Annotated in this window: 21 protein-coding genes; 14 read left to right on the forward strand and 7 right to left on the reverse strand. The window is 60.3% G+C overall.

Annotated elements, in window-relative coordinates; genetic code table 11:
* The first annotated feature begins 77 nt into the window (after positions 1-77).
* Complete coding sequence (locus K0F85_RS13175) at positions 78-473, forward strand: hypothetical protein (RefSeq protein ID WP_219116468.1); 396 nt, start codon at positions 78-80, stop codon at positions 471-473.
* 37 nt (positions 474-510) lie between these two features.
* On the opposite strand, the gene K0F85_RS13180 is transcribed toward K0F85_RS13175, so the two are convergent.
* The 4 genes from K0F85_RS13180 to K0F85_RS13195 all read right to left on the reverse strand — a co-directional run bounded on the left by K0F85_RS13180 (position 511) and on the right by K0F85_RS13195 (position 7,176).
* Entirely contained in the window at positions 511-4,089 is a 3,579-nt protein-coding gene (locus K0F85_RS13180; RefSeq protein WP_219116469.1) for a M1 family aminopeptidase, read from the reverse strand.
* A 10-nt stretch (positions 4,090-4,099) separates the two neighbouring features.
* Positions 4,100-4,993: an ABC transporter ATP-binding protein gene (locus K0F85_RS13185; protein WP_219116470.1), complete on the reverse strand. Its 894-nt coding sequence runs from the start codon at positions 4,991-4,993 to the stop codon at positions 4,100-4,102.
* 203 nt (positions 4,994-5,196) lie between these two features.
* A complete protein-coding gene (locus K0F85_RS13190) occupies positions 5,197-6,393 on the reverse strand; it encodes an ABC transporter permease (protein ID WP_219116471.1) in 1,197 nt (398 codons plus the stop codon).
* A 3-nt stretch (positions 6,394-6,396) separates the two neighbouring features.
* Positions 6,397-7,176 carry an ATP-binding cassette domain-containing protein gene (locus tag K0F85_RS13195; protein WP_219116472.1) on the reverse strand — a complete coding sequence of 260 codons (780 nt, stop codon included), beginning with the start codon at positions 7,174-7,176 and terminating at the stop codon, positions 6,397-6,399.
* Between the two features lie 148 nt (positions 7,177-7,324).
* On the opposite strand from K0F85_RS13195, the gene K0F85_RS13200 reads away from it, so the two are divergent.
* Together K0F85_RS13200 and coq7 are read left to right on the forward strand one after the other, a co-directional pair.
* On the forward strand, positions 7,325-7,756 hold the full coding sequence (locus K0F85_RS13200; RefSeq protein WP_219116473.1) for a hypothetical protein: 432 nt from the start codon (positions 7,325-7,327) through the stop codon (positions 7,754-7,756).
* An 85-nt stretch (positions 7,757-7,841) separates the two neighbouring features.
* Positions 7,842-8,486 carry a 2-polyprenyl-3-methyl-6-methoxy-1,4-benzoquinone monooxygenase gene (gene coq7, locus K0F85_RS13205; RefSeq protein WP_219116474.1) on the forward strand — a complete coding sequence of 215 codons (645 nt, stop codon included), beginning with the start codon at positions 7,842-7,844 and terminating at the stop codon, positions 8,484-8,486.
* A gap of 61 nt (positions 8,487-8,547) precedes the next feature.
* Here the strand turns inward: coq7 and K0F85_RS13210 are convergent, their stop codons facing one another.
* Positions 8,548-8,970 (reverse strand): OsmC family protein, encoded by a 423-nt coding sequence (locus tag K0F85_RS13210; protein ID WP_219116475.1) that lies wholly within the window; start codon positions 8,968-8,970, stop codon positions 8,548-8,550.
* Between the two features lie 225 nt (positions 8,971-9,195).
* On the opposite strand from K0F85_RS13210, the gene rplM reads away from it, so the two are divergent.
* The 5 genes from rplM to erpA all read left to right on the forward strand — a co-directional run bounded on the left by rplM (position 9,196) and on the right by erpA (position 12,175).
* Positions 9,196-9,624, forward strand: a complete 429-nt coding sequence (gene rplM, locus K0F85_RS13215) for a 50S ribosomal protein L13 (RefSeq protein ID WP_010393282.1) — start codon at positions 9,196-9,198, stop codon at positions 9,622-9,624.
* Positions 9,625-9,633: 9 nt separating this feature from the next.
* Positions 9,634-10,026 carry a 30S ribosomal protein S9 gene (gene rpsI / locus K0F85_RS13220; RefSeq protein WP_010393285.1) on the forward strand — a complete coding sequence of 131 codons (393 nt, stop codon included), beginning with the start codon at positions 9,634-9,636 and terminating at the stop codon, positions 10,024-10,026.
* Between the two features lie 170 nt (positions 10,027-10,196).
* Positions 10,197-11,234, forward strand: coding sequence for an N-acetyl-gamma-glutamyl-phosphate reductase (gene argC, locus K0F85_RS13225; RefSeq protein ID WP_219116476.1), 1,038 nt, complete (start codon positions 10,197-10,199; stop codon positions 11,232-11,234).
* Between the two features lie 90 nt (positions 11,235-11,324).
* On the forward strand, positions 11,325-11,714 hold the full coding sequence (locus tag K0F85_RS13230) for a polymer-forming cytoskeletal protein (protein WP_071079490.1): 390 nt from the start codon (positions 11,325-11,327) through the stop codon (positions 11,712-11,714).
* 98 nt (positions 11,715-11,812) lie between these two features.
* A complete protein-coding gene (gene erpA / locus K0F85_RS13235) occupies positions 11,813-12,175 on the forward strand; it encodes an iron-sulfur cluster insertion protein ErpA (protein ID WP_029496047.1) in 363 nt (120 codons plus the stop codon).
* 168 nt (positions 12,176-12,343) lie between these two features.
* Here erpA and K0F85_RS13240 read toward each other — a convergent pair whose 3' ends face one another.
* Positions 12,344-13,435: an anhydro-N-acetylmuramic acid kinase gene (locus K0F85_RS13240; protein ID WP_219116477.1), complete on the reverse strand. Its 1,092-nt coding sequence runs from the start codon at positions 13,433-13,435 to the stop codon at positions 12,344-12,346.
* Positions 13,436-13,589: 154 nt separating this feature from the next.
* Positions 13,590-14,957 carry a M23 family metallopeptidase gene (locus tag K0F85_RS13245; RefSeq protein ID WP_219116478.1) on the reverse strand — a complete coding sequence of 456 codons (1,368 nt, stop codon included), beginning with the start codon at positions 14,955-14,957 and terminating at the stop codon, positions 13,590-13,592.
* Between the two features lie 154 nt (positions 14,958-15,111).
* Here K0F85_RS13245 and tyrS point away from each other — a divergent pair, with 154 nt between their 5' ends.
* From tyrS to K0F85_RS13275, 6 genes are all read left to right on the forward strand, one after another.
* Entirely contained in the window at positions 15,112-16,377 is a 1,266-nt protein-coding gene (gene tyrS / locus K0F85_RS13250; protein WP_219116479.1) for a tyrosine--tRNA ligase, read from the forward strand.
* Positions 16,374-16,820 (forward strand): D-aminoacyl-tRNA deacylase, encoded by a 447-nt coding sequence (gene dtd, locus K0F85_RS13255; RefSeq protein ID WP_219116480.1) that lies wholly within the window; start codon positions 16,374-16,376, stop codon positions 16,818-16,820. Before tyrS ends, dtd begins: the two co-directional genes overlap by 4 nt.
* 39 nt (positions 16,821-16,859) lie before the next feature.
* Positions 16,860-17,498 carry a YbhB/YbcL family Raf kinase inhibitor-like protein gene (locus tag K0F85_RS13260; protein ID WP_219116481.1) on the forward strand — a complete coding sequence of 213 codons (639 nt, stop codon included), beginning with the start codon at positions 16,860-16,862 and terminating at the stop codon, positions 17,496-17,498.
* 3 nt (positions 17,499-17,501) lie between these two features.
* Entirely contained in the window at positions 17,502-18,146 is a 645-nt protein-coding gene (locus K0F85_RS13265) for a histidine phosphatase family protein (protein WP_219116482.1), read from the forward strand.
* A 107-nt stretch (positions 18,147-18,253) separates the two neighbouring features.
* Positions 18,254-19,294 carry a tRNA dihydrouridine synthase DusB gene (gene dusB / locus K0F85_RS13270; RefSeq protein ID WP_219116483.1) on the forward strand — a complete coding sequence of 347 codons (1,041 nt, stop codon included), beginning with the start codon at positions 18,254-18,256 and terminating at the stop codon, positions 19,292-19,294.
* A 168-nt stretch (positions 19,295-19,462) separates the two neighbouring features.
* The gene (locus tag K0F85_RS13275) at positions 19,463-19,696 is read left to right on the forward strand and encodes a helix-turn-helix domain-containing protein (protein ID WP_008445162.1); all 234 of its coding nucleotides are present in this window, start codon (positions 19,463-19,465) and stop codon (positions 19,694-19,696) included.
* Positions 19,697-19,765 lie beyond the last annotated feature (69 nt).

Genomic DNA, 19,765 nt, shown 5'->3' on the forward strand with positions numbered 1-19,765 from the left:
GCCGCCCATGCGTAGACTTGTCGGTCTGATGATCGCGCCGTCGTCCTGACGGCGTCCTGACTAGAAAGTCTTGCAATATGAATATGGCGAAGCTGTCGGTGCATGGGGACGACCCCACGCTCAAATCCATCCTCGAAGTCTTGCCCACCGATCCGGAACGGCAATGGCGCAAGGGCGAGGCGAAGGGCGCGAGTCGCGTGCATCTCGACTCCGGCTTCGAAGTGCTGATCGCGCAGGCAGCCAAATCGCAAGTGTTGCCCTCGCGCATACGCAGCTACCTGGCTGAATGCCGCTCGCGCGGCGTCACGTTCAGCATGCCGCGCATCGTGGCCGAACTGCAACTGGAATTGAATGGCGACGATACGCTCGATGCGCCGCTCGACCTCTCCCTGGCTGACATGCAGCACTTGACGGAAATGGGCATCAGCCTGAGCTTGGTGACGCGTTCCGCCGTGGCGCTGATGAGCGCCTGACACCTATGGCCACCTGCCCGGGGTGGCCATTTTTTTGTCATGGTTCGGCGATATCGACGGTGACCATATTGTCGTCAGGCTTGCGGTCGATCAGCTTGTTGTCGGGATCGATGCCCGCCTTGCCGGGCCGGCTGCTGACGATGACGGTATAGCTCGCTTCGCGCGCCGTCATGCGCAGGCGTTCGCGCAGCAGCGGATGGCCATTCGCGTCGTCGACGCCGATCTCTATCCAATCGTGCAGGGGCGCGTCGTGTTCCTCGCCCTGTTCGCCGGCCGTCAATTTGCTCGCCTGTACCTTGAGGCTGACGGCGTATTTTCCATCGCTGCGTTTCGTGGCCGTGGCCGACAGGGCGCGGTTGTCGAACAGCACGATTTTCTCGAACAAGTCGTCGATCAGGTAAGCCTGCTCGGGCGGCGTGACCAGGCGCAAGCCCTGGACCAGGGCCGTCACGCTGGCATACGGCGGGCCTTTCTGGCCATGAGTCTTGAGCAGCTCGCGCAGCACGCCGTTGACCTTGTCTTCACCGATGATGTCTTGCAGCAAGTACATGGCCAGGCTGCCCTTGTGGTAGTGGATGTAGGCCTGGTTTTCATTCTCGGCCAGCGGCAATTCCTTCTTGCGCTCTTCGCTGCGTCCCATCAGGTATTGATTCAGGTCATAGCGCAGGAAGCGGCGCATCTTCGCCGGTCCTGCGGTTTTTTTCATCACCATCAGGGCCGAATATTCGGCCAGGGTTTCGCTGAGCACGGTCGCGCCGCGCGTGTTGCCGCCCACCAATTGATGCGCCCACCACTGGTGCGCCACTTCATGCGCCGTGACGTAGAACGGATAATCGATGTCCTTTGGATTCTTGTCGTCCACCCTGGCGATGAAGCCCAGCCCTTCCGAGTATGGAATCGTGTTCGGGAATGCTTGCGCAAACGTGGCGTAGCGGGGGAACTCGACGATGCGCAGCACCTTGTGCTGGTAGGGGCCGAAGTTCTTCGTGTAGTAATCGAGCGCTTCCTTGCTGCCGCGCACGAAACGCTCAAGGTTGTATTCATGGCCAGGATGGTAATACACGTCGATGGCCACGTCTTGCCAGCGTTCGTGCCTGACGGCGTAGCGGGCCGACTGGAACGCATAAAAATTCAGGATCGGCTGCTCCATCGTGTAATGGAAGTAATGGCGGCCCTTGGCGATCCAGTCGTTGTCCAGCATGCCCGGCGCGATGGCCGTCTGGCCATCGATGGTGCTGACGGTGGCGTCAAAGTTGATGCGGTCGGCGTCGTTGCTGACGTAATTGTCGGCCAGTCCCCGTGCATCGTCGCGCGGCAAGGCCCGTTCGCGCGCAGGCAAGCCGTGTTTCTTGCGGTCGCGCGGGTCCGTCAATTCCTGGCGTGGCTGGTAGCCGATGTGCGGCAGCACGCTATTCGTGAAGAAGGTGCCGTTGGCGACCACGGGCGTGTCCTGGCCCAGGCCGAAGATGCCGCGCGGCGCATAGCGGACGTCGAAATCGAGGCCCAGGGTGGCGCCCGGCGCCAGCGGCGCGGCCAGGCGGTAGCTGTAAAAACCCAGCTTGCCGTCATCGAGGCCGGGATGCACGCGCGCATCAAAACGCAGCCGCATGGTGGAAGTGGGGTCTTGCTGCACAAAAATGTGGCTGATCGGCAGGCTGGTCTTGTTTTGCAGCAGATAGCGGCCCGTGATGGTGACGCTGCGCTGCGCCGGGTAGATGGCCACGTCGAGTTTCACGTCGGTGATTCTCGGCTGCGGCGTGGCGGCAAACTTGCGGTACTGGCGCTCGACACTGGCGCGGTCTGCATCGCGGGCAAATTCGGACTTGTAATCGTTGGCCACATGAAAGACGTAGAACAGCACGGCGCCGGCACCGAGGAAAATCAGGGCGCCGCCGGCAAAGCTGGCCAGTACGCCTTGCGTCAGGCCGTGTCGCGCCAGGCGCAGGCGGATGCGCCAGCTGTCCTGCGCGCCGCGCGGCCAGAACAGCAGCGACAGCACCGTCAGCATGACGGCCGCGCCGCTCCAGTACAGCAAGTACCAGCGCTCGCGCAACAGATAGTGGCCGGCGCCGTTCATGGCCGAATACACGAAGTCCGGCGTGTTGCCGTACAGCAGCAGCGGGTCGCCCAGGCCCAGCGAGGAAAAGCTGATGCTGGCGATGTGGTACAGAATCATGGCGAAATACGCCAGGTACTTGTGATTGATCAACACCTGCAAAAAGATGGCGAGTACGGCGACCAGCGCATAGGAAGGCAGGTGCGACAGGAACAGCGATTCCACGTACAGACCGGGGTCCAGGCGGTAATAGCCCTTGAAGACCTGGATCGACATGCCGCACAGCATGATGACCAGGCTCAGCAAGGCTTGCAGGCCGACCAGCGCAAACAGCTTCGACAGCAAGGGCAGCCAGTTCGGCACGGGCAGGGCGTCGAGCATCAGATGGGTGCCTGCCTCGCGTTCGCGCCACACCAGCTCGCCCGCATAAAAGGTGGTAATGATCAGCATGAACAGGGCGAACGAGGCGCTGACCATGTCCAGCACTTTTTCCGTCACCGGATAGGTATTCGTGCCATAGAGGGAGCCCATGTCCAGCGCGCCCGCATACATGGTCAGCACGCCGGCCAGCACGATGACGACAAAATAGATGTTCTTGATGGTTTCGCGCAAGTTCAGCCAGCTCATCTTGACGAGCAGGGCGGCCAGGTTGCGCTGCGCGAAGTCCGGTGTTTCCTGCGTGGACAGCGAGGCGTTCGACAGGCGTAGCGGGACGTCGCCCTCGCTGCGGCGCTTGCTGGTGCCCGCGTCCGTGGTGGCGTGAAACTGGAAGCGCCAGTAGCCGAGCAGCAAGGCCACCAGGGCGAAGCCGGACCAGATGGCCCGGTTCAGCAGGTACACGCCTTCCAAAGTCACCAGGCGCGTGTTGCGCTCGGCATTCGGCCAGTATTCCGTCAGGCGTATCAGCGCCGTGGTACCGAAGGGGTCGATCAGGGCGGCCAGGGTCTTGTAGTCGAGGTCGCGCGCCAGCGACGGGGCCACCAGGTAGCCGATCAGCATGACCACCGAGCTGATGTACACAGGCAGCATGCGCCGCGTCAGGGCCGCGATGACGAAGAAAATGGCGCCGAAGATGAACAGGTTCGGCAGCAGGGTAAACACATACGGCATCAGGTAGGCCAGCGCGCGTTGCGGTCCCAGCCGTTCCGGATCGATGCCGGGCAGCCAGGCGCCCAGCCAGGCACCGATCACGATGCTGGAAAACACCACGGCCAGCACCAGATAGGCGCCGAGGAAGCGGCCAAATACATACTGGTATTTTTTGATCGGCGCGCTGAAGAAGAAATGCTGCATGCCGTATTCGAAATCCTGCTGCACCGAGCGGCCCATCATGGCGGCCACCACCACGGCGCCGAAGCAGCCCAGCAGGCTGCACGTAAAGGCCAGCGAGCGCGGTGCGTTGATCAGGAACTTGCCGCCGAAACTGATGCTCGCTTCCTTGAAGACGCCGCCGGCGGCAGCCATCCACAGCATGGCCAGCGCCAAAAACATGGCGAAATACACCCAGGTGGACAGCAGCTTGAGCCGCTGTCGCGCTTCAAAGCGGGCGATGGCAAACATGGCCGTCCCCTCAGTCGCACTGCGGGGCGACGCGGTGGCGCCCCGCAATGGTGGCGAAATACAGGTCTTCCAGGTCGCCGATGGCTTCCTCGAAGCCATCGCCCGGGTCGTCGTCGCTGTAGACGTGGATCAGGGTGCGGCCTGACAGCAGGCGCGTGGAAATGACGGCGTGGCGCTGCTGGAAGCTGGCCAGTTCCTTCTTCTCGACAAAGCGCGCCCAGATCTTGCAGCTGACCTCGTCGATGAGTTCCTGGGTCTTGCCGCACAGCAGCAAATGGCCCTTGTTGATGATGGCCATGTTGGCGCACAGGTCGGCCACGTCGGAGACGATGTGGGTCGACAGGATTACCGTCTTGTCTTCGCCTATGTCGGACAGCAGATTATGGAAGCGCACGCGCTCCTGCGGGTCGAGGCCGGCCGTCGGCTCGTCGACGATGATCAGTTTCGGGTCGCCCAGCAGGGCTTGCGCGATGCCGAAGCGCTGGCGCATGCCGCCGGAAAAACCGCCCAGGCGCTGGTGGCGCACGTCGAACAGATTGGTTTGCTGCAACAGGCCATCGACGACCTCGCGCCGGCGCGCCCGCTGCGACAGTCCTTTCAAGGTGGCGAAGTGGTCAAGCAGCTCGTAGGCAGTCACTTTCGGGTACAGGCCGAAGTCTTGCGGCAGGTAGCCCAGCATGCGCCGGATCTCGTCCTTGTCGTCGAGCACGTCGTAGTCGCCGAAGAAGATGGAGCCGGAATCGCATTCCTGCAAGGTGGCCAGGGTGCGCATCAGGGTCGACTTGCCGGCGCCATTCGGGCCCAGCAAGCCAAACATCCCGGGCGGTATTGTCAGCGATACCTTATCCAGCGCCACCACGCCATTCGCGTAGGTTTTCGACAATTTGCGGATCTGCAATTCCATACAACTCCTAACTCATGCGTTGCCGCCCGATGCTACAGGGCTACTCTATGCTGGCATTGTATTGAATTTAAGACGTACTGGGCAGCTGCATGCGATACACGGCATTTTCGCGTGGCCAGAGTGCAGATGGGCGGGGTGGGCGGCGCGCCCGTATTGGTCTTCTGTGGGGGCTTGTTTTGCCCCGCTGGCGCGCCGCATGACAATCAATTACGGAACAGGACCGATTCCCGGTTAAACCACCAGCGGCACAGCATCAGCAGGGCGCCGGCGATCACCGTGGTCGAGGCCAGGATGACGCCGAACATGCGGTAATCCATGGTGCCCTTGACCAGTTCCTTCATGGCCAGCGAAACGTTGGTCAGCGGCACCATGGCCCAGATCCAGTTCAGTTCGACGCCGGGCAGCATGGCCGCCACCGTGGGCAGGATGACGAACAGCATCAATGGCGTGATCATGCCGGCCGCTTCCTTGTAGCTTTTCGCATAGATCGAGATCGACAGCAGCAGCGAGGCAAAGATGGCGGCCGTCGGCACCAGCATCAGGGTCACCATGGCCAGGTCGGGCAAGCCAATGCTGCGCACCATGACGGCCATATTGCCCTCGAGCGAGCTGCCGAAGATGGCCAGCAGGGCGCCCATGCTGCCCACCATCAGCACGGCCGAGGTCATGCCGACGGTAAACAGCACGAGGAATTTGGCCAGCACGATGGCGCTGCGCGGCACGGGCGCCAGCAGCAGGGTTTCCAGGGTGCCCCGCTCCTTTTCGCCCGCGCCCAGGTCGATGGCCGGATACATGGCCGCCGTCAGGCACACCATCAGCAGCAAATAGGGCAGCATGCCGCCGACGATGGCGCCCATTTGCTCGCGCTCGTTGGCCGTCGACTGCTTGTCGAGCACGATGGGGTGCAGGGCAAAGGCCAGTTGGGCCGGGCTCAGGTTCAGGGCCGACAGCGCCCCTTCGCGCAAGCTGGCGTTATACGCCTCGACAATCTCGCGCACCCGCTGCTGGGTCACGTCGACTGTGCTGGCGCTGTTGTAATGCAAGGTGACCTTGGCTTGCTGTTGTTGTTTCAGCGCCTCTTCAAACTGGGGCGGAATGACGACGGCGAACTTGATGGTGTCGTCGCCGATGGCGCGGCGGATGTCGGCCTCGCTGGCAAGCGCTACTTCGCGCAGGTTGTGCTGCTGGGCAAAAAGCACGCTCAAGCCCGGCGAATGGTCCTTGCCAAACAGCGCGTAGCGCATTTCCGCCGTCTTGGCATTCTTGAACATATTGTTCGAGACGTAGGCGAAGCCGCCAAAGATCAGCGGCATGGCAAAGATGGGGATGAGGATGGTGAAGATCAGCGTCTTGCGGTCGCGCGTGAGTTCCAGCAACTCTTTCAAATAAATGGTCCACATGGTTCAAGCTCCCTGGTTGATGACGCTGACAAAGGCATCGTACAAGTCCGCGCTACCGCCCAGGTGGCGCAGTTCCTGGACCGTACCATGGAAGGCGGTGGTGCCGCGGTTGATGATGCAGACGCGGTCGCACAGCTTTTCCACCTCGTGCAGGTGGTGCGTGGAAAAGATCAGCGGCACGCGCAGCGCCTTGTAGCTGGCGATGAAGTCGAGCAGGATCTTGGCCGACATCACGTCCAGGCCCGTCGTCGGCTCGTCGAGGATCACCACTTGCGGCTCGTGCACGACGGTGCGGGCGATCGCGCACTTCTGTTTCATGCCCGTCGACAACTGATCGGCCCGCTTGCCGCCGTACTCCTCCATTTGCAGCAGGGAAAACAGCTCGTCGCAGCGGCGTTTCAGCTTGTCAGCCGGCATGCCATGCAGGCGGCCAAAGTATTCCACGTTCTCGCGCGCCGTCAGGCGGCCGTACAGCCCCGTCGAGCCGGACAGGAAGCCGATGCTCTGGCGCGCCGCCAAAGGCTGGCGCAGTACATCGACGCCGTTGACGAGGGCGCTGCCAGCGTCCGCTTGCAAGGCCGTCGACAGCAGGCGCAGGGTGGTGGTCTTGCCGGCGCCATTCGGACCCAGCAAGCCCAGCACCTCACCGGGGGCGCAGCTGAAACTGACGTCGCGCACGGCGTGGAACCAGCCCGCGTGTTCGCGCGGATCGCTGACGTGCACGACCTTGCCCTTGTGGGGCGGCATGCGGAAACGTTTTGCCAGGTGTTTGACCTCTATCATGTGTTTCATCCATTCAACGGTGAAGAACGAGAGTAGCATGCAAAAAATGTAACTTGCAACATGGAAATATCGTTTGGTCTATTGAAAAAAACAGCATCTTCATGCAAGCTGGCCTGGTGGGCGCCGGCGGACGGCGCGGGAGAGTGCAATGCAAACGATCGATCAGGCGATGCAGGACAAGGTACTGGCCGTGGCCCGTGCCGGCATGACCAGTGCCGAAGCCATCGGTTTCTTCCGCGTCAGCCTGGGGCTGTACTACCTGGCCGGTCTGATGACGGAGGAAACGCTCGATTTCAAGCAGATCGACGCGCAGTACAACCGTTTTATTTATCACTCGATAGGTGGCGGGCACAGCATTGCCAGCCTGCTGCAATTCATGAGCGGCGAGAAAGTCTTGCGCGTATTGCAATCCGAGCGTTTTCTCGCCGCGTTTGCCCAGCATTGCCCGGACATCCCCGTCGACAGCATCTCTTTCCTGGTTTCACTCAACCTGGGCGTGGCGAAAAGCCTGTCCGGCCTGGACGCCGTTGGGCCCGTGGTGGACTGGATCGAGCAGGAAAAAGCGCGCACAAGTCAATAAAGCCCCGTTCACCTTGCGCGCTGCGTGGGGACGGCTGGCCCTGATCGTCCTATAATTCATGTTTTCCCTTACATGAATAGCCACGATGACCGCGAACCGCCATTTTGACCCCCTGGATCGTTTGATTGTTGGCGCCGACAAGGCCCTGCGTGTCATCGCGGGCGTTGCTGCGGCCTCGCGCCCCACGCCGGCCGCGCATGCGCCCGATGCGAAACTGAGCCCGGCCGAGCAGCGCCATAGCGCCGGCTTGATGCGCGTCAACCATGTGGGCGAAGTGTGCGCGCAAGCCCTGTACAACTCGCAGGCGCGCTATGCGCACAGCCCGGCCATCCGCGCCCAGTTTGACGAAGCAGGACGCGAAGAGGAAGATCATCTGGCCTGGACGGCGCAGCGCCTGACGGAGCTGGGCTCGCGTCTGAGTCTGCTCAATCCCCTGTGGTATGCGGGCTCCTTTGCGCTCGGCACCATCGCCGCGCGCATGGGCGACGGCCGCAGCCTGGGGTTTGTCGTGGAAACGGAGCGCCAGGTGGAAGCGCACCTGGCCAGCCACTTGCAGGAATTGCCGCAGCAGGACGCCAAGTCGCGCGCCATCGTCAAGCAGATGGCCATCGATGAAGTGGAGCATGGCGCCGCCGCCCAGCGCCTGGGCGCCATCGATACCCCGGCACCCGTGAAGGCGCTGATGGGGTTGATGGGTAAAGTGATGACAAAAACGGCTTACTATATTTAGACGCAGAAAAGAGCTGGGGTCAGACCCCAGTTTTCTGCTGCATCCAAGCAAATTGTGCCGATTATTCCTCGATGATCTCGAAGGAATGCGTGATTTCCGCGGTTTTCGCCAGCATGATCGACGCCGAGCAATATTTGTCATGCGACAAGGCCACGGCTCGTTCCACGGCCGTCGGTTTCAGGGCTTTGCCCCGCACCGTGAAGTGGAAGTGGATCTTGGTAAATACTTTCGGATCGGTGTCGGCGCGCTCGGCCTTCAGGGTCACCTCGCAGCCTTTGACGTCTTCGCGTCCCCGCTTCAGGATCAGCACCACGTCATAGGCGGTGCAGCCGCCCGTGCCCAGCAAGACCATTTCCATGGGGCGTGGCGCCAGGTTGTGGCCGCCGCCATCGGGCGCGCCATCCATGCTCACCAGGTGGCCGGAACCGGTTTCTGCCCGAAAACTCATGCCCGACGGGCCATTCCAGCTGACTTTGCATTCCATCGTACTCTCCGAAAATTGTAAGCGTTTTGTATTGTAATAGAGGAATGCCTGTCCATGTGCCGCCCGCCGGCCCGCAGCCGGTCTGCATCGTGGCTTGACGCGGCAAGGCAAAGCCGCTTATACTTGTCGGCTTTCCGTTCGCTCAGGAAAAGTAAATAAGGCAGAGTCCGCACAGCAATATCCGCGGAACCACCATTTGAGCGTGTAATCTATTAGGAAGTCAACATGAAAACATTTTCCGCTAAAGGACATGAAGTCCAGCGCGATTGGTTCGTGGTTGACGCGACGGACAAAGTCCTCGGACGTGTTGCCAGCGAAGTGGCACTCCGACTGCGCGGCAAACACAAACCAGAATTTACTCCTCACGTCGATACCGGCGACTTTATCGTCGTCATCAACGCAGGCAAACTGCGTGTGACCGGTACCAAAGCTACTGAGAAAATTTACTACCGTCACTCTGGCTATCCAGGCGGCATCTACGAAACCAACTTCCAGAAAATGCAACAGCGTTTTCCAGGTCGCGCGCTTGAGAAAGCGGTCAAGGGCATGTTGCCTAAAGGCCCACTCGGCTACGCAATGATCAAGAAGCTGAAAGTGTACGCGGAAGGTTCCCATCCGCACGCTGCTCAGCAACCTAAAGCACTTGTTCTCTAAGGAACTGACATGATCGGTAATTACAATTATGGAACCGGCCGTCGCAAAAGTGCAGTGGCTCGGGTTTTTATCAAAGTTGGCACAGGCTTGATCGTTGTTAACGGCAAACCAGCAAACGAATACTTTTCGCGCGAAACTGGTCTGATGGTCATCCGTCAACCACTGGAACTGACCGGCAATGTCGAGCGTTTCGACATCAAAGTCAACGTCCATGGCGGCGGTGAGTCCGGCCAGGCTGGTGCAGTTCGTCACGGCATCACCCGCGCTCTGATCGACTACGATGCAGCGTTGAAACCGGAACTGGCGAAAGCCGGCTTCGTGACCCGCGATGCACGTGAAGTCGAGCGTAAAAAAGTTGGTCTGCGCAAAGCACGTCGCGCAAAGCAATTCTCGAAGCGTTAATTTCTACGCTACAGCACCTTCCGAGGTGCTGGTCGAAAAGCCGCTGGACTTCGGTCCCGCGGCTTTTTTGCATTTCAGCGCGATGCGCCGTTGCGCTGTAAAATACGCGGAAAACCCCTATGGGTAGTGTTTCCCCTCATCTTTATGCAATCTATACACAAGGAAAGAACATGATCAAAGTTGGCATCGTCGGCGGCACTGGATACACGGGCGTGGAATTGCTGCGCTTGCTGGCTACCCATCCAGATGTCGAGTTGGCGGCGATTACCTCGCGCAAGGAAGATGGCTTGCCCGTTGCTGACATGTATCCTTCCCTGCGCGGCCACGTGAGCCTGGCGTTTTCCTCGCCGGACAAGGCGAATCTGGAGCAGTGCGACGTGGTCTTCTTTGCCACCCCGCATGGTGTTGCCATGGCGCAAGCGCCAGCCCTGCTGGCCGCCGGCGTGAAAGTCATCGACCTGGCCGCCGACTTCCGCCTGAAAGACCAGGCCAAGTTCGAGCAGTGGTACAAGATTCCCCACACGGCGCCCGAGCTGATCGAGCAAGCCGTGTACGGCTTGCCTGAACTGAACCGCGAAGACATCAAGCAAGCCAAGCTGATCGCCAACCCTGGTTGCTACCCGACCACCATGCAACTGGGTTTTTACCCGCTGCTCAAGGCTGGCCTGGTCAACGCAGGCGGCTTGATCGCCGACTGCAAGTCGGGCGTGTCCGGCGCCGGCCGCAAGGCGGAAATCGGCATCCTGTTCTCGGAAAGCAGCGACAGCTTTAAAGCTTACGGCGTGGCCGGTCACCGCCACCTGCCGGAAACGACGGCGCAGTTGCAGCGTTTTACGGATGAGAAAGTGGCGCTGACCTTCACGCCGCACCTGGTGCCGATGATCCGTGGCATGCATTCGACCCTGTATGCGCAGCTGAACAAGGATGTCAGCAATGACGAGCTGCAAGCCTTGTTCGAAACGCAATACAAGGACGAGCCTTTCGTCGACGTGATGCCTTTCGGTTCGCATCCGGAAACGCGTTCCACGCGCGGCTCGAACATGCTGCGTCTGGCCTTGCACCGTCCCGAGGGCGGCAATACCGTCATCGTGCTGGTGGTGCAGGATAACCTGGTCAAGGGCGCATCCGGCCAGGCCGTGCAGTGCATGAACTTGATGTTTGGCTTGAAAGAAACGGCCGGTTTGCAACACATCGCCGTGATGCCGTAACGGTAGTCGCCTGTGCTTGCGCAGGTCCGGCGCCTTTTTGCCGGACCTGTGATAAATTGGACTGCCACCTACACCGACAGGATGACGTTCATGTTCGAGCGCAATGCGAAAAATCCCATCGATACCTTGATCGGCGCCTCCACGCGGATCGAAGGCGACTTGCTGTTTTGTGGCGGCCTGCGCATCGATGGCCATGTGCGCGGCAATGTCACGGGTGAACCGGGCGAGCCCACGCATGTGGTGCTGGGCGAGGCGGGGCGCATCGATGGCGAAGTGCGTTGCTCCAGCCTGGTTGTCAGCGGCGAAATCAATGGCCCCGTGTATGTGTCCGAAATGCTTGAAATCCAGCCCAAAGCCCGCATAGTAGGAGAGGTCTACTACAAGGTGCTGGAAATGCACAGCGGCGCCTTGGTGCAAGGCAAGCTCAGTCGCCACGACAGCGCCGACCCCGTGCTGCACCTGGCCGTGTCTGAAATGTGAGCAAGAACAACACCGTCCAGTCGCCTCAATGGCGGTCGCAGCGCGAGTTGCGGCAACAGTCTATAATGAGTTAATGTTTTCTAGTAGGAGTGTCCAATATGAATGCCGTCGCTGAAATGCAAGATGTGATCCCTTCACCCATTATCTTTACCGATAGCGCCGCTGAAAAAGTCGCGCAGTTGATCGAAGAAGAAGGTAATCCCGACCTGAAATTGCGCGTTTTCGTGCAGGGTGGCGGCTGTTCCGGCTTCCAGTACGGTTTCACCTTCGACGAAATCGTCAACGAAGATGACACTACCATGGTCAAGAACGGCGTCCAGCTGTTGATCGACTCCATGAGCTACCAATACCTGGTCGGCGCGGAAATCGATTACAAGGATGACCTGGAAGGCGCGCAGTTCGTGATTAAAAACCCAACGGCTACTTCTACCTGCGGTTGCGGTTCGTCTTTCTCGGTATAAGCACACCTGAGAAAACGTCCATGGCGGCGTTGCATTGCCTTGCCGTACTATTCGTACTGTCTTCGGCAATGCGCCTTGCCCTGAACGTTTTTCAGGCGCGCCGGTTGATCGGCGCAGCATAGCGGATCGGTGATCCGCTATTTGTGTTTCTGGAATAGTTGTTCCTTGTTAACGCGGATACAGCGCACCCAGCACGCGCAAACCCTGCGCACCCGTCACGGCTGGCAAATTGCCCGGCTTGCGCTGCGTAAAGCGCCAGGCCAGCCAGGCAAAAGCCAGTGCCTCGACCTGACTGGGCGCCACGCCCAGCGCCTCCGTCGATTCTACCGTCATGCCCGGCAATTGAGCGGCCAGGGCCGCCATCAGGCTGGCGTTTTGCGCGCCGCCGCCGCATACATACACCGTTTCTGCCTGCGCACCGTCGCGCAGGATGGCGCGTGCCAGGCTGGTGGCCGTCAGCTGGGTCAGCGTCGCCTGCACGTCGGCCGGCCGGGCAGCCGGATGTTGGGCCAGCTTGCCTTGCAGCCAGTCGGCATGGAACAGGTCGCGTCCCGTGCTTTTCGGCGCCGGCAAGTCAAAATAGGCTTCCTTGAGCAATTCTGCCAGCAGGGCAGGGATGGCCTGGCCCGTGGCGGCCCAGGCGCCGTTGGCGTCGTACGGCTGGCCCAGGTGCTGCATGACCCAGCCATCCATCAACGCATTGCCGGGACCCGTGTCGTAGCCCGTCACCGTACCGTCCGCGTGCAGCACGCTGATATTGCTGATGCCGCCGATATTGGCCAGTACGCGCGTGTGGCCGGGCAAATTGAAAATGGCTTGATGGAAGGCGGGCACCAGTGGCGCGCCCTGGCCGCCGGCCGCCACGTCGCGGCTGCGCAAGTCGGCGATGACGTCGATGCCCGTCAGTTCAGCCAGCAGGGCTGGGTTGTTCAGCTGGCGAGTAAAGCCCAGCTCGGGGCGGTGGCGGATAGTCTGGCCATGCGCGCCGATGGCGACGATGGCGTCCGGGCCGATGCCCGCGTTGCTCAAGAGCATGGCGACGCAGTCGGCGTAATGGCGCACCAGTTGATTGGCCGCCAGCGCTTCGCGTTCGATTTCATTCTGGCCGGCACTTTGCAGGACCATCAGGTCGGCGCGCAGCGTGGCCGGAAATGGAATGTACGCTTCGCCCAGGCTACGCGTACCCTCGTCGGAAAAATCGACCAGCGCACCGTCGACGCCATCCAGGCTGGTGCCCGACATTAAACCGATATACAGCATGGGTGTTTCCTCGGGTGCGTAAGTGATGGGCTACATTGTGCCGCATTTGTGCCGTAGGTAAAAGCGCGCGGAAGAACAAAAGCACGCGGAAAAAACAAAGGCACCGGCCATCTGCATGGGCGGTGCCTGGGTCTCCGCCCGAAGGCAGTGTTGCTTAGCGCGAAGCCAGTGCCGTGTCGTTCGGACGCAGCAAGGTGAAGCGGTGCATCATGTCAGCCGATACCATGCGGAAGCGGCCCAGCTCGGCGGCCGTCAATGGCGCCTGAGCTTGTACGTTCAGCTTGCTTGGATCTTGTGCCACGCCGCCGACGCGGAATTCATAGTGCAAATGGGCGCCCGTGGACCAGCCCGTGGTGCCGACGTAACCGATCACATCGCCCTGGCTCACTTTTTGACCTTTTTTCAGGCCCGAAGCGAAGCGGCTCATGTGGGCGTAGGCGGTGCTGTAGTTGGCCCAGTGTTTCAACACAACAACATTGCCGTAGCCATTTTGGCTGCCGACGGAATCGACCACGCCGTCGCCCGAGGCGCGAATAGGGGTGCCCGTTGCTGCAGCGAAATCGATGCCCTTGTGCGCTTTCCAGTTGCCGGAAATCGGGTGCACGCGCATGGAGAAGCCGGACGAGATGCGGGAGAATTCGAGGGGGGATTTCAGGAAGGCTTTTTTGAGGGACTTGCCGTCGAAACTGTAGTAACCGCCGCCTTGCTTGCTGGCCGGGTCTTCGAACCAAACGGACTGGTAAGTCGTGCCGCGGTTGGTGAATTCACCGGCCAGGATGCGGCCCGCTCGGACAAATTCGCCATCTTGCCAGAATGTTTCGTAGACAACATTAAACGAGTCGCCACGTTTCAGGTCGGAGCGGAAGTCGATATTGGTGGAGAACATTTCCACGATTTGCGCGGAAATCGAGTCTGGCAGGCGGGTGCCGTCCAGGCTGGAGTCGGTGGCGGCGAACAGGGTGGAAGTAATCTTGCGCGCGTGCATTTCAACGCGGCGTTCCAGTTGGGCGGCCACTTCCGTGGCCACGAACTTGTCGCCCTTGCGGGTGATCAGGATGTTCTTGACGGATTTGTCGCTGCCATCGACAAGGGTGGCGCGCATCCAGTTGAGCTCGCCGTTTTCGGACGTTTGCGCTTGCACGCGCTTGCCCGATTTCAGCAGCATCACGCCGCGCGCGATCTTGTCGGTTTTGATGAAATTGGCGGCCGCCGTATCATCCACGCCGAGACGGGTCAGCAGGGTGGCGAGGGTATCGCCAGCGCGGACTTTTTCTTCGTGGGTGAAATTCTGGTCGACCTGTTCCATCGCGGAAATTTGCGAGGCGAGATCAGGCATTTCCAGGTTCTGGGCGATGGACGTGACCGGCAAGTCGGATGCGTCGGGTGCCATGGGGGACACAGCGACTGCGCCGAAGGCGACCACGGCGAGCAGCACTGCGGACGCGCCGATTATGCGTGCCTTGCGTGTCGTCGCCAGCTGTGTGTACAGGCGTGAGCCTGTGATTTTATGTATAGGGTTCATGCAATCAGTTAAAATTTGCCCTTGAACGATTCGTGAACTAGTGCTCTTTGTTATTGTTATTTTGGTTCGTTTTCATACGGCAAGATTGATGGGATCGAGCATTATAACAAACTCCGCAAACCTACTACCATTTTGAGATCTACAGTCAAATTTTATGGAAATCAACACCACCGCATCGCCTACAAAGGCTAACGCCGCTCAGACCGCGCTTCCCCTGTCGGACAGAGTACAAGAAGCCCTCGCGATTACCAAGCGTGGCGTCGACGAACTCTTGATCGAAAGCGAATTTGCGCAAAAATTAGCCCGCTCCGAAAAAACCGGTGTTCCACTGCGCATCAAACTGGGCCTGGACCCGACGGCACCCGACTTGCATCTGGGCCACACTGTCGTGCTGAACAAGATGCGCCAGTTGCAAAACCTCGGCCATCAAGTCATTTTCCTCATCGGTGACTTCACTTCGATGATCGGCGACCCTTCGGGCCGCAACGTCACGCGCCCGCCTTTGACCCGCGAACAGATCGAGATTAACGCGATGACGTATTTCGCGCAAGCATCTTTAGTGTTGGATGCGAGCAAGACCGAAATCCGCTATAACTCCGAGTGGTGCGATCCGCTGGGCGCGCGCGGCATCATCCAGCTCGCTTCCCACTACACGGTGGCGCGCATGATCGAGCGCGACGACTTCACCAAGCGCTTCCAGGGTGGCATTCCAATTTCCGTACACGAATTCCTGTACCCGCTGATGCAGGGTTACGACTCGGTGGCCCTGAAGTCGGACCTGGAACTGGGCGGCACGGACCAGAAGTTCAACCTGCTGGTGGGTCGGGAACTGCAAAAGCAGTATGGACAGGAGCAGCAGTGTATTTTGACCATGCCGTTGCTGGAAGGTTTGGACGGCGTGGAAAAAATGTCCAAGTCGAAGAATAATTACATCGGCATCACGGAACCGGGCAACACCATGTTCGCCAAGCTGATGAGCATTTCCGACGTCATGATGTGGCGCTACTACGAGCTGCTGTCGTGGCGCTCGATCGCCGAACTGGCGCAGCTGAAGCGCGAAGTCGAGGAAGGCCGCAATCCGCGCGATGCCAAGGTTGCCCTGGCGCAAGAAATCGTCGCCCGTTTCCATTCGCAGCAGGCGGCGGAAGATGCGCTGGCCGACTTCGTCAACCGCTCGAAGGGCGGCATTCCCGACGACATTCCGGCAGTGACGCTGGCTGGCGCGCCGCTGGGCATCCCGCAATTGCTCAAGCAGGCGGGCTTGTGCCCATCGACGTCGGAAGCCATGCGCAAGATCGATCAGGGCGGCGTGCGTATCGATGGCACCGTCATCAGCGACAAGGGCTTGCAAGTGGTGGCCGGCGAATTCGTGTTGCAAGTTGGCAAGCGCAGCTTCGCGCGCGTCACCTTGACGGCATGATTGCGCTGCTGCAAAGAGTCACGCAGGCGAAAGTCGACGTTGCCGGCGCCACCATCGGCGCCATCGACGCCGGCCTGATGGTGCTCGTGTGTGCGGAGCGGGGCGATACGGAGAAGGAAGCGGACGCCCTGCTGACCAAATTGCTTGGCTATCGCGTCTTTGCTGACGAAGCGGGCAAGATGAACCGCAGCGTGACGGACGTGGCTGGCGGCTTGCTGCTGGTGCCGCAGTTTACGCTGGCGGCCGATACCAAGTCCGGCACGCGGCCGTCGTTCACGCCGGCGGCCTCGCCGCAGGACGGCTTGCGCCTGTTCACGCATTTCGTTGACCAGGCGCGCAGCCGCCGTGCAAGCGTGCAAACGGGGCAGTTCGGTGCCGACATGCAGGTGTCGCTGACCAATGACGGGCCCGTCACGTTCTGGCTGCAAGTCAGTGCCAAATGAGTGCAAAGCAATCAATATAATGATAATGGGGAGCAAGCGATGAAATTGTGGAGCGAGACGTTTCGTGATGGCGGCCTGATGCCGGCCGACTATGCGTTTGCCGAGATCGATCCGGTCAGCCGCGTGCGCCTCGCTGGCAACCGCAATCCTCATCTGGGCTGGGACGAGGTGCCCAACGGCACCGAGTCGCTGGCCCTGTTCTGCATCGACCCCGATGCGCCGCAAGACGCCAGCCTGGCCAACCGCGATGACCAGGCTCTGCCAATGACGGCGCTGCGCGGCGATTTTTATCACTGGAGCTTGCTCGACTTGCCGCCGGCGCAGCGTTCCATTGCCGCCGGGGAATTTTCCAGCGGCATCACGCCGCGCGGCAAGCCTGCCGGCACTGGGCTGCAAGTGCGCCAGGGCCTCAACGACTACACGGGCTGGTTTGCCGGCGATCCTGAGATGGCCGGCGATTATTACGGTTATGATGGCCCGTGCCCGCCGTGGAATGACGAGCGCATCCACCATTACATTTTCCGCCTGTATGCGCTCGACGTGCCGCGCCTGGCCTTGGCCGAGCGTTTTACGGGGCAGCAAGCCCATGCCGCTCTCTACGGCCACATCCTCGACGAAGCCCAGCTCGTCGTTGCCTACTCGCTCAAGCCCGAGCTGGCACTTACCCTGAAGAAATAAAGCATGAGCACCACGATTTTACTGATACGCCATGGCGAAACGGCCTGGAATGCGGGCCGCCGCCTGCAGGGTCATATCGACATCGCCCTGAATGAGGCGGGCCTGGCGCAAGCGGGGGCGCTGGGGCAGGCGCTGGCGGATGCACCGCTGGCCGCCATCATCGCCAGCGATTTGCAACGCGCGCAGCAGACGGCGCAAGCCGTCGCTGACGTGAAAGACTTGCCCGTGCAGACAGACCCCTTGCTGCGCGAGCGCTGCTATGGCGCCTTCGAAGGCTTGCTGTATGCGGACATCGCCGCGCGCTATCCGCATGAGTATGCGCAATGGCAATCGCGGCAGATCGATGCCGTGATGCCGTCGGGGGAACGCGAAGCCGAAAGTTTTCGCCAGTTTTACGCACGCGCGAATGGCGCCATCGCCCGCTGGGCCCGGCAATATGACGGCCAGACGATTGCCATCGTCGCGCACGGCGGCGTGCTCGAGTGCGCCTATCGCGAGGCGATCGGCATGGCGCTCGACAGTCCGCGCGACTTCCAGGTGAAAAATGCCAGTGTCAACCGTTTTTCGTATGCGGACGGCAAGCTGCATTTAGTGCACTGGGGAAATATCGAACATCTGAGCGCGCCCGCGATGGACGAGCTGGGCTAAGCGGCCCCATCGTCACTCTGACGCACTAATCCAAAAAAATAGTGCTTATTAAATAGGCAGGGAATCGGTTAAAATAGCAGGTTCCTCCGTCCATTCCAGGTTCTTCAGTGCAAATCGGCCCTCACATTCTGCGCAACAACGTTTTCGTCGCTCCCATGGCGGGCGTGACGGATCGGCCTTTCCGCCAGTTGTGCAAGCAGCTGGGTGCCGGCTATGCCGTGTCGGAGATGGCGGCGTCGAATCCGCGCCTGTGGGCGACGGAAAAAAGCACGCGCCGCACGGACCACGAAGGCGAAATGGAGCCGAAAGCCGTGCAGATCGCCGGTGCCGATCCGCAAGACCTGGCCGACTGCGCCAAGTTCAACGTGGACCGGGGCGCGCAGATCATCGACATCAACATGGGTTGCCCCGTGAAGAAGGTGTGCAACAGTTGGTGCGGTTCGGCCCTGTTGCAAAACGAAAGCCTGGTCGAGAAGATCTTGCACGCCGTCGTCAATGCCGTTGACGTGCCCGTCACCCTGAAATTTCGCACGGGCTGGAACCGCGAAAACAAGAATGCCCTGAAAATCGCCCGCATCGCCGAGCAGGCCGGCATACAGATGCTGACCTTGCACGGCCGCACGCGCGCCGATGGCTACAAGGGCGATGCCGAATATGAAACGATTGCTGCCGTGAAAGCATCGGTGGGCATCCCCGTGGTGGCCAATGGCGACATTACCAGCCCGGAAAAGGCCCGCTTTGTGCTCGATCAAACGGGCGCCGATGCCGTCATGATCGGCCGCGCGGCGCAGGGCAGGCCGTGGATTTGCCGCGAGATCGATCATTTTCTGCGCACTGGCACCTTGCTGCCGGCGCCCTACGTGGATGAAGTGCGTACCCTGATGGATGAGCATTTGCGCGCCCATTACGCGTTTTATGGTGAATTCCTTGGTGTGCGCACGGCGCGCAAGCACATTGGCTGGTATGTGAAAGACCTGGAAGGCGGCGAAGCGTTCCGCCAGCAAATGAATGTGCTGGAGTCGACGGATGCGCAATTGCTGGCCGTCGATCAATTTTTTGAGTCGCAATGGAAATTTGGCGAACGGTTACAATACCGCCTCTCCGAATCGAGTGAAAGTGGTCTGCTAGAAATGGCCACGGCAGCATGAGCAGATAGCAACAAGTAGGGTAAAACCGTTACCAGCAGTACAAGGGCGAGCGCCTATATAGAGCGTCATGCAATATTAATTACAACACCGAGGCAAGAGGGCAGCACGCGGACCGCATGAGCGGCGCGGCGCCGGATTGCCAGGTGTTCAGCCGGTTGAAGCATACAAATGAGCAAAGAAAGCATTCAGGAAGTCGTACAGAAAAGTCTAGAAGATTACTTCAATGACCTGGGCGAACAGCAAGCATCGAATATCTATGACATGGTCGTGCTGACCGTGGAAAAGCCCATCCTGGAAGTCGTGATGACACGCGCCGATGGCAACCAGTCGCACGCCGCGCAGATGCTGGGCATCAACCGCAATACCCTGCGCAAGAAATTGCAGGAGCACGGTTTGCTGTAATGCCGGCATGCAAGTGACGCCAAGATTTGAATCCGCCGCAGCCCGGCACCGGGCCTGCGCCATTCGCCA

This window comes from Janthinobacterium sp. UMAB-56 (genome assembly GCF_900095265.1).
Classification (GTDB): Bacteria; Pseudomonadota; Gammaproteobacteria; order Burkholderiales; family Burkholderiaceae_D; genus Janthinobacterium.

Bases quoted from the DNA above. Each gene is read 5' to 3' on its own strand.
- dtd (WP_219116480.1), top strand. From the start codon at position 16,374: ATGATTGCGCTGCTGCAAAGAGTCACGCAGGCGAAAGTCGACGTTGCC.
- K0F85_RS13195 (WP_219116472.1), bottom strand. From the start codon at position 7,176: ATGATAGAGGTCAAACACCTGGCAAAACGTTTCCGCATGCCGCCCCAC.
- K0F85_RS13245 (WP_219116478.1), bottom strand. From the start codon at position 14,957: ATGAACCCTATACATAAAATCACAGGCTCACGCCTGTACACACAGCTG.
- K0F85_RS13275 (WP_008445162.1), top strand. From the start codon at position 19,463: ATGAGCAAAGAAAGCATTCAGGAAGTCGTACAGAAAAGTCTAGAAGAT.
- K0F85_RS13265 (WP_219116482.1), top strand. From the start codon at position 17,502: ATGAGCACCACGATTTTACTGATACGCCATGGCGAAACGGCCTGGAAT.
- rplM (WP_010393282.1), top strand. From the start codon at position 9,196: ATGAAAACATTTTCCGCTAAAGGACATGAAGTCCAGCGCGATTGGTTC.
- K0F85_RS13200 (WP_219116473.1), top strand. From the start codon at position 7,325: ATGCAAACGATCGATCAGGCGATGCAGGACAAGGTACTGGCCGTGGCC.
- rpsI (WP_010393285.1), top strand. From the start codon at position 9,634: ATGATCGGTAATTACAATTATGGAACCGGCCGTCGCAAAAGTGCAGTG.
- coq7 (WP_219116474.1), top strand. From the start codon at position 7,842: ATGACCGCGAACCGCCATTTTGACCCCCTGGATCGTTTGATTGTTGGC.
- argC (WP_219116476.1), top strand. From the start codon at position 10,197: ATGATCAAAGTTGGCATCGTCGGCGGCACTGGATACACGGGCGTGGAA.
- K0F85_RS13175 (WP_219116468.1), top strand. From the start codon at position 78: ATGAATATGGCGAAGCTGTCGGTGCATGGGGACGACCCCACGCTCAAA.
- K0F85_RS13240 (WP_219116477.1), bottom strand. From the start codon at position 13,435: ATGCTGTATATCGGTTTAATGTCGGGCACCAGCCTGGATGGCGTCGAC.
- K0F85_RS13260 (WP_219116481.1), top strand. From the start codon at position 16,860: ATGAAATTGTGGAGCGAGACGTTTCGTGATGGCGGCCTGATGCCGGCC.
- K0F85_RS13180 (WP_219116469.1), bottom strand. From the start codon at position 4,089: ATGTTTGCCATCGCCCGCTTTGAAGCGCGACAGCGGCTCAAGCTGCTG.
- K0F85_RS13190 (WP_219116471.1), bottom strand. From the start codon at position 6,393: ATGTGGACCATTTATTTGAAAGAGTTGCTGGAACTCACGCGCGACCGC.
- tyrS (WP_219116479.1), top strand. From the start codon at position 15,112: ATGGAAATCAACACCACCGCATCGCCTACAAAGGCTAACGCCGCTCAG.
- K0F85_RS13230 (WP_071079490.1), top strand. From the start codon at position 11,325: ATGTTCGAGCGCAATGCGAAAAATCCCATCGATACCTTGATCGGCGCC.
- K0F85_RS13210 (WP_219116475.1), bottom strand. From the start codon at position 8,970: ATGGAATGCAAAGTCAGCTGGAATGGCCCGTCGGGCATGAGTTTTCGG.
- erpA (WP_029496047.1), top strand. From the start codon at position 11,813: ATGAATGCCGTCGCTGAAATGCAAGATGTGATCCCTTCACCCATTATC.
- K0F85_RS13185 (WP_219116470.1), bottom strand. From the start codon at position 4,993: ATGGAATTGCAGATCCGCAAATTGTCGAAAACCTACGCGAATGGCGTG.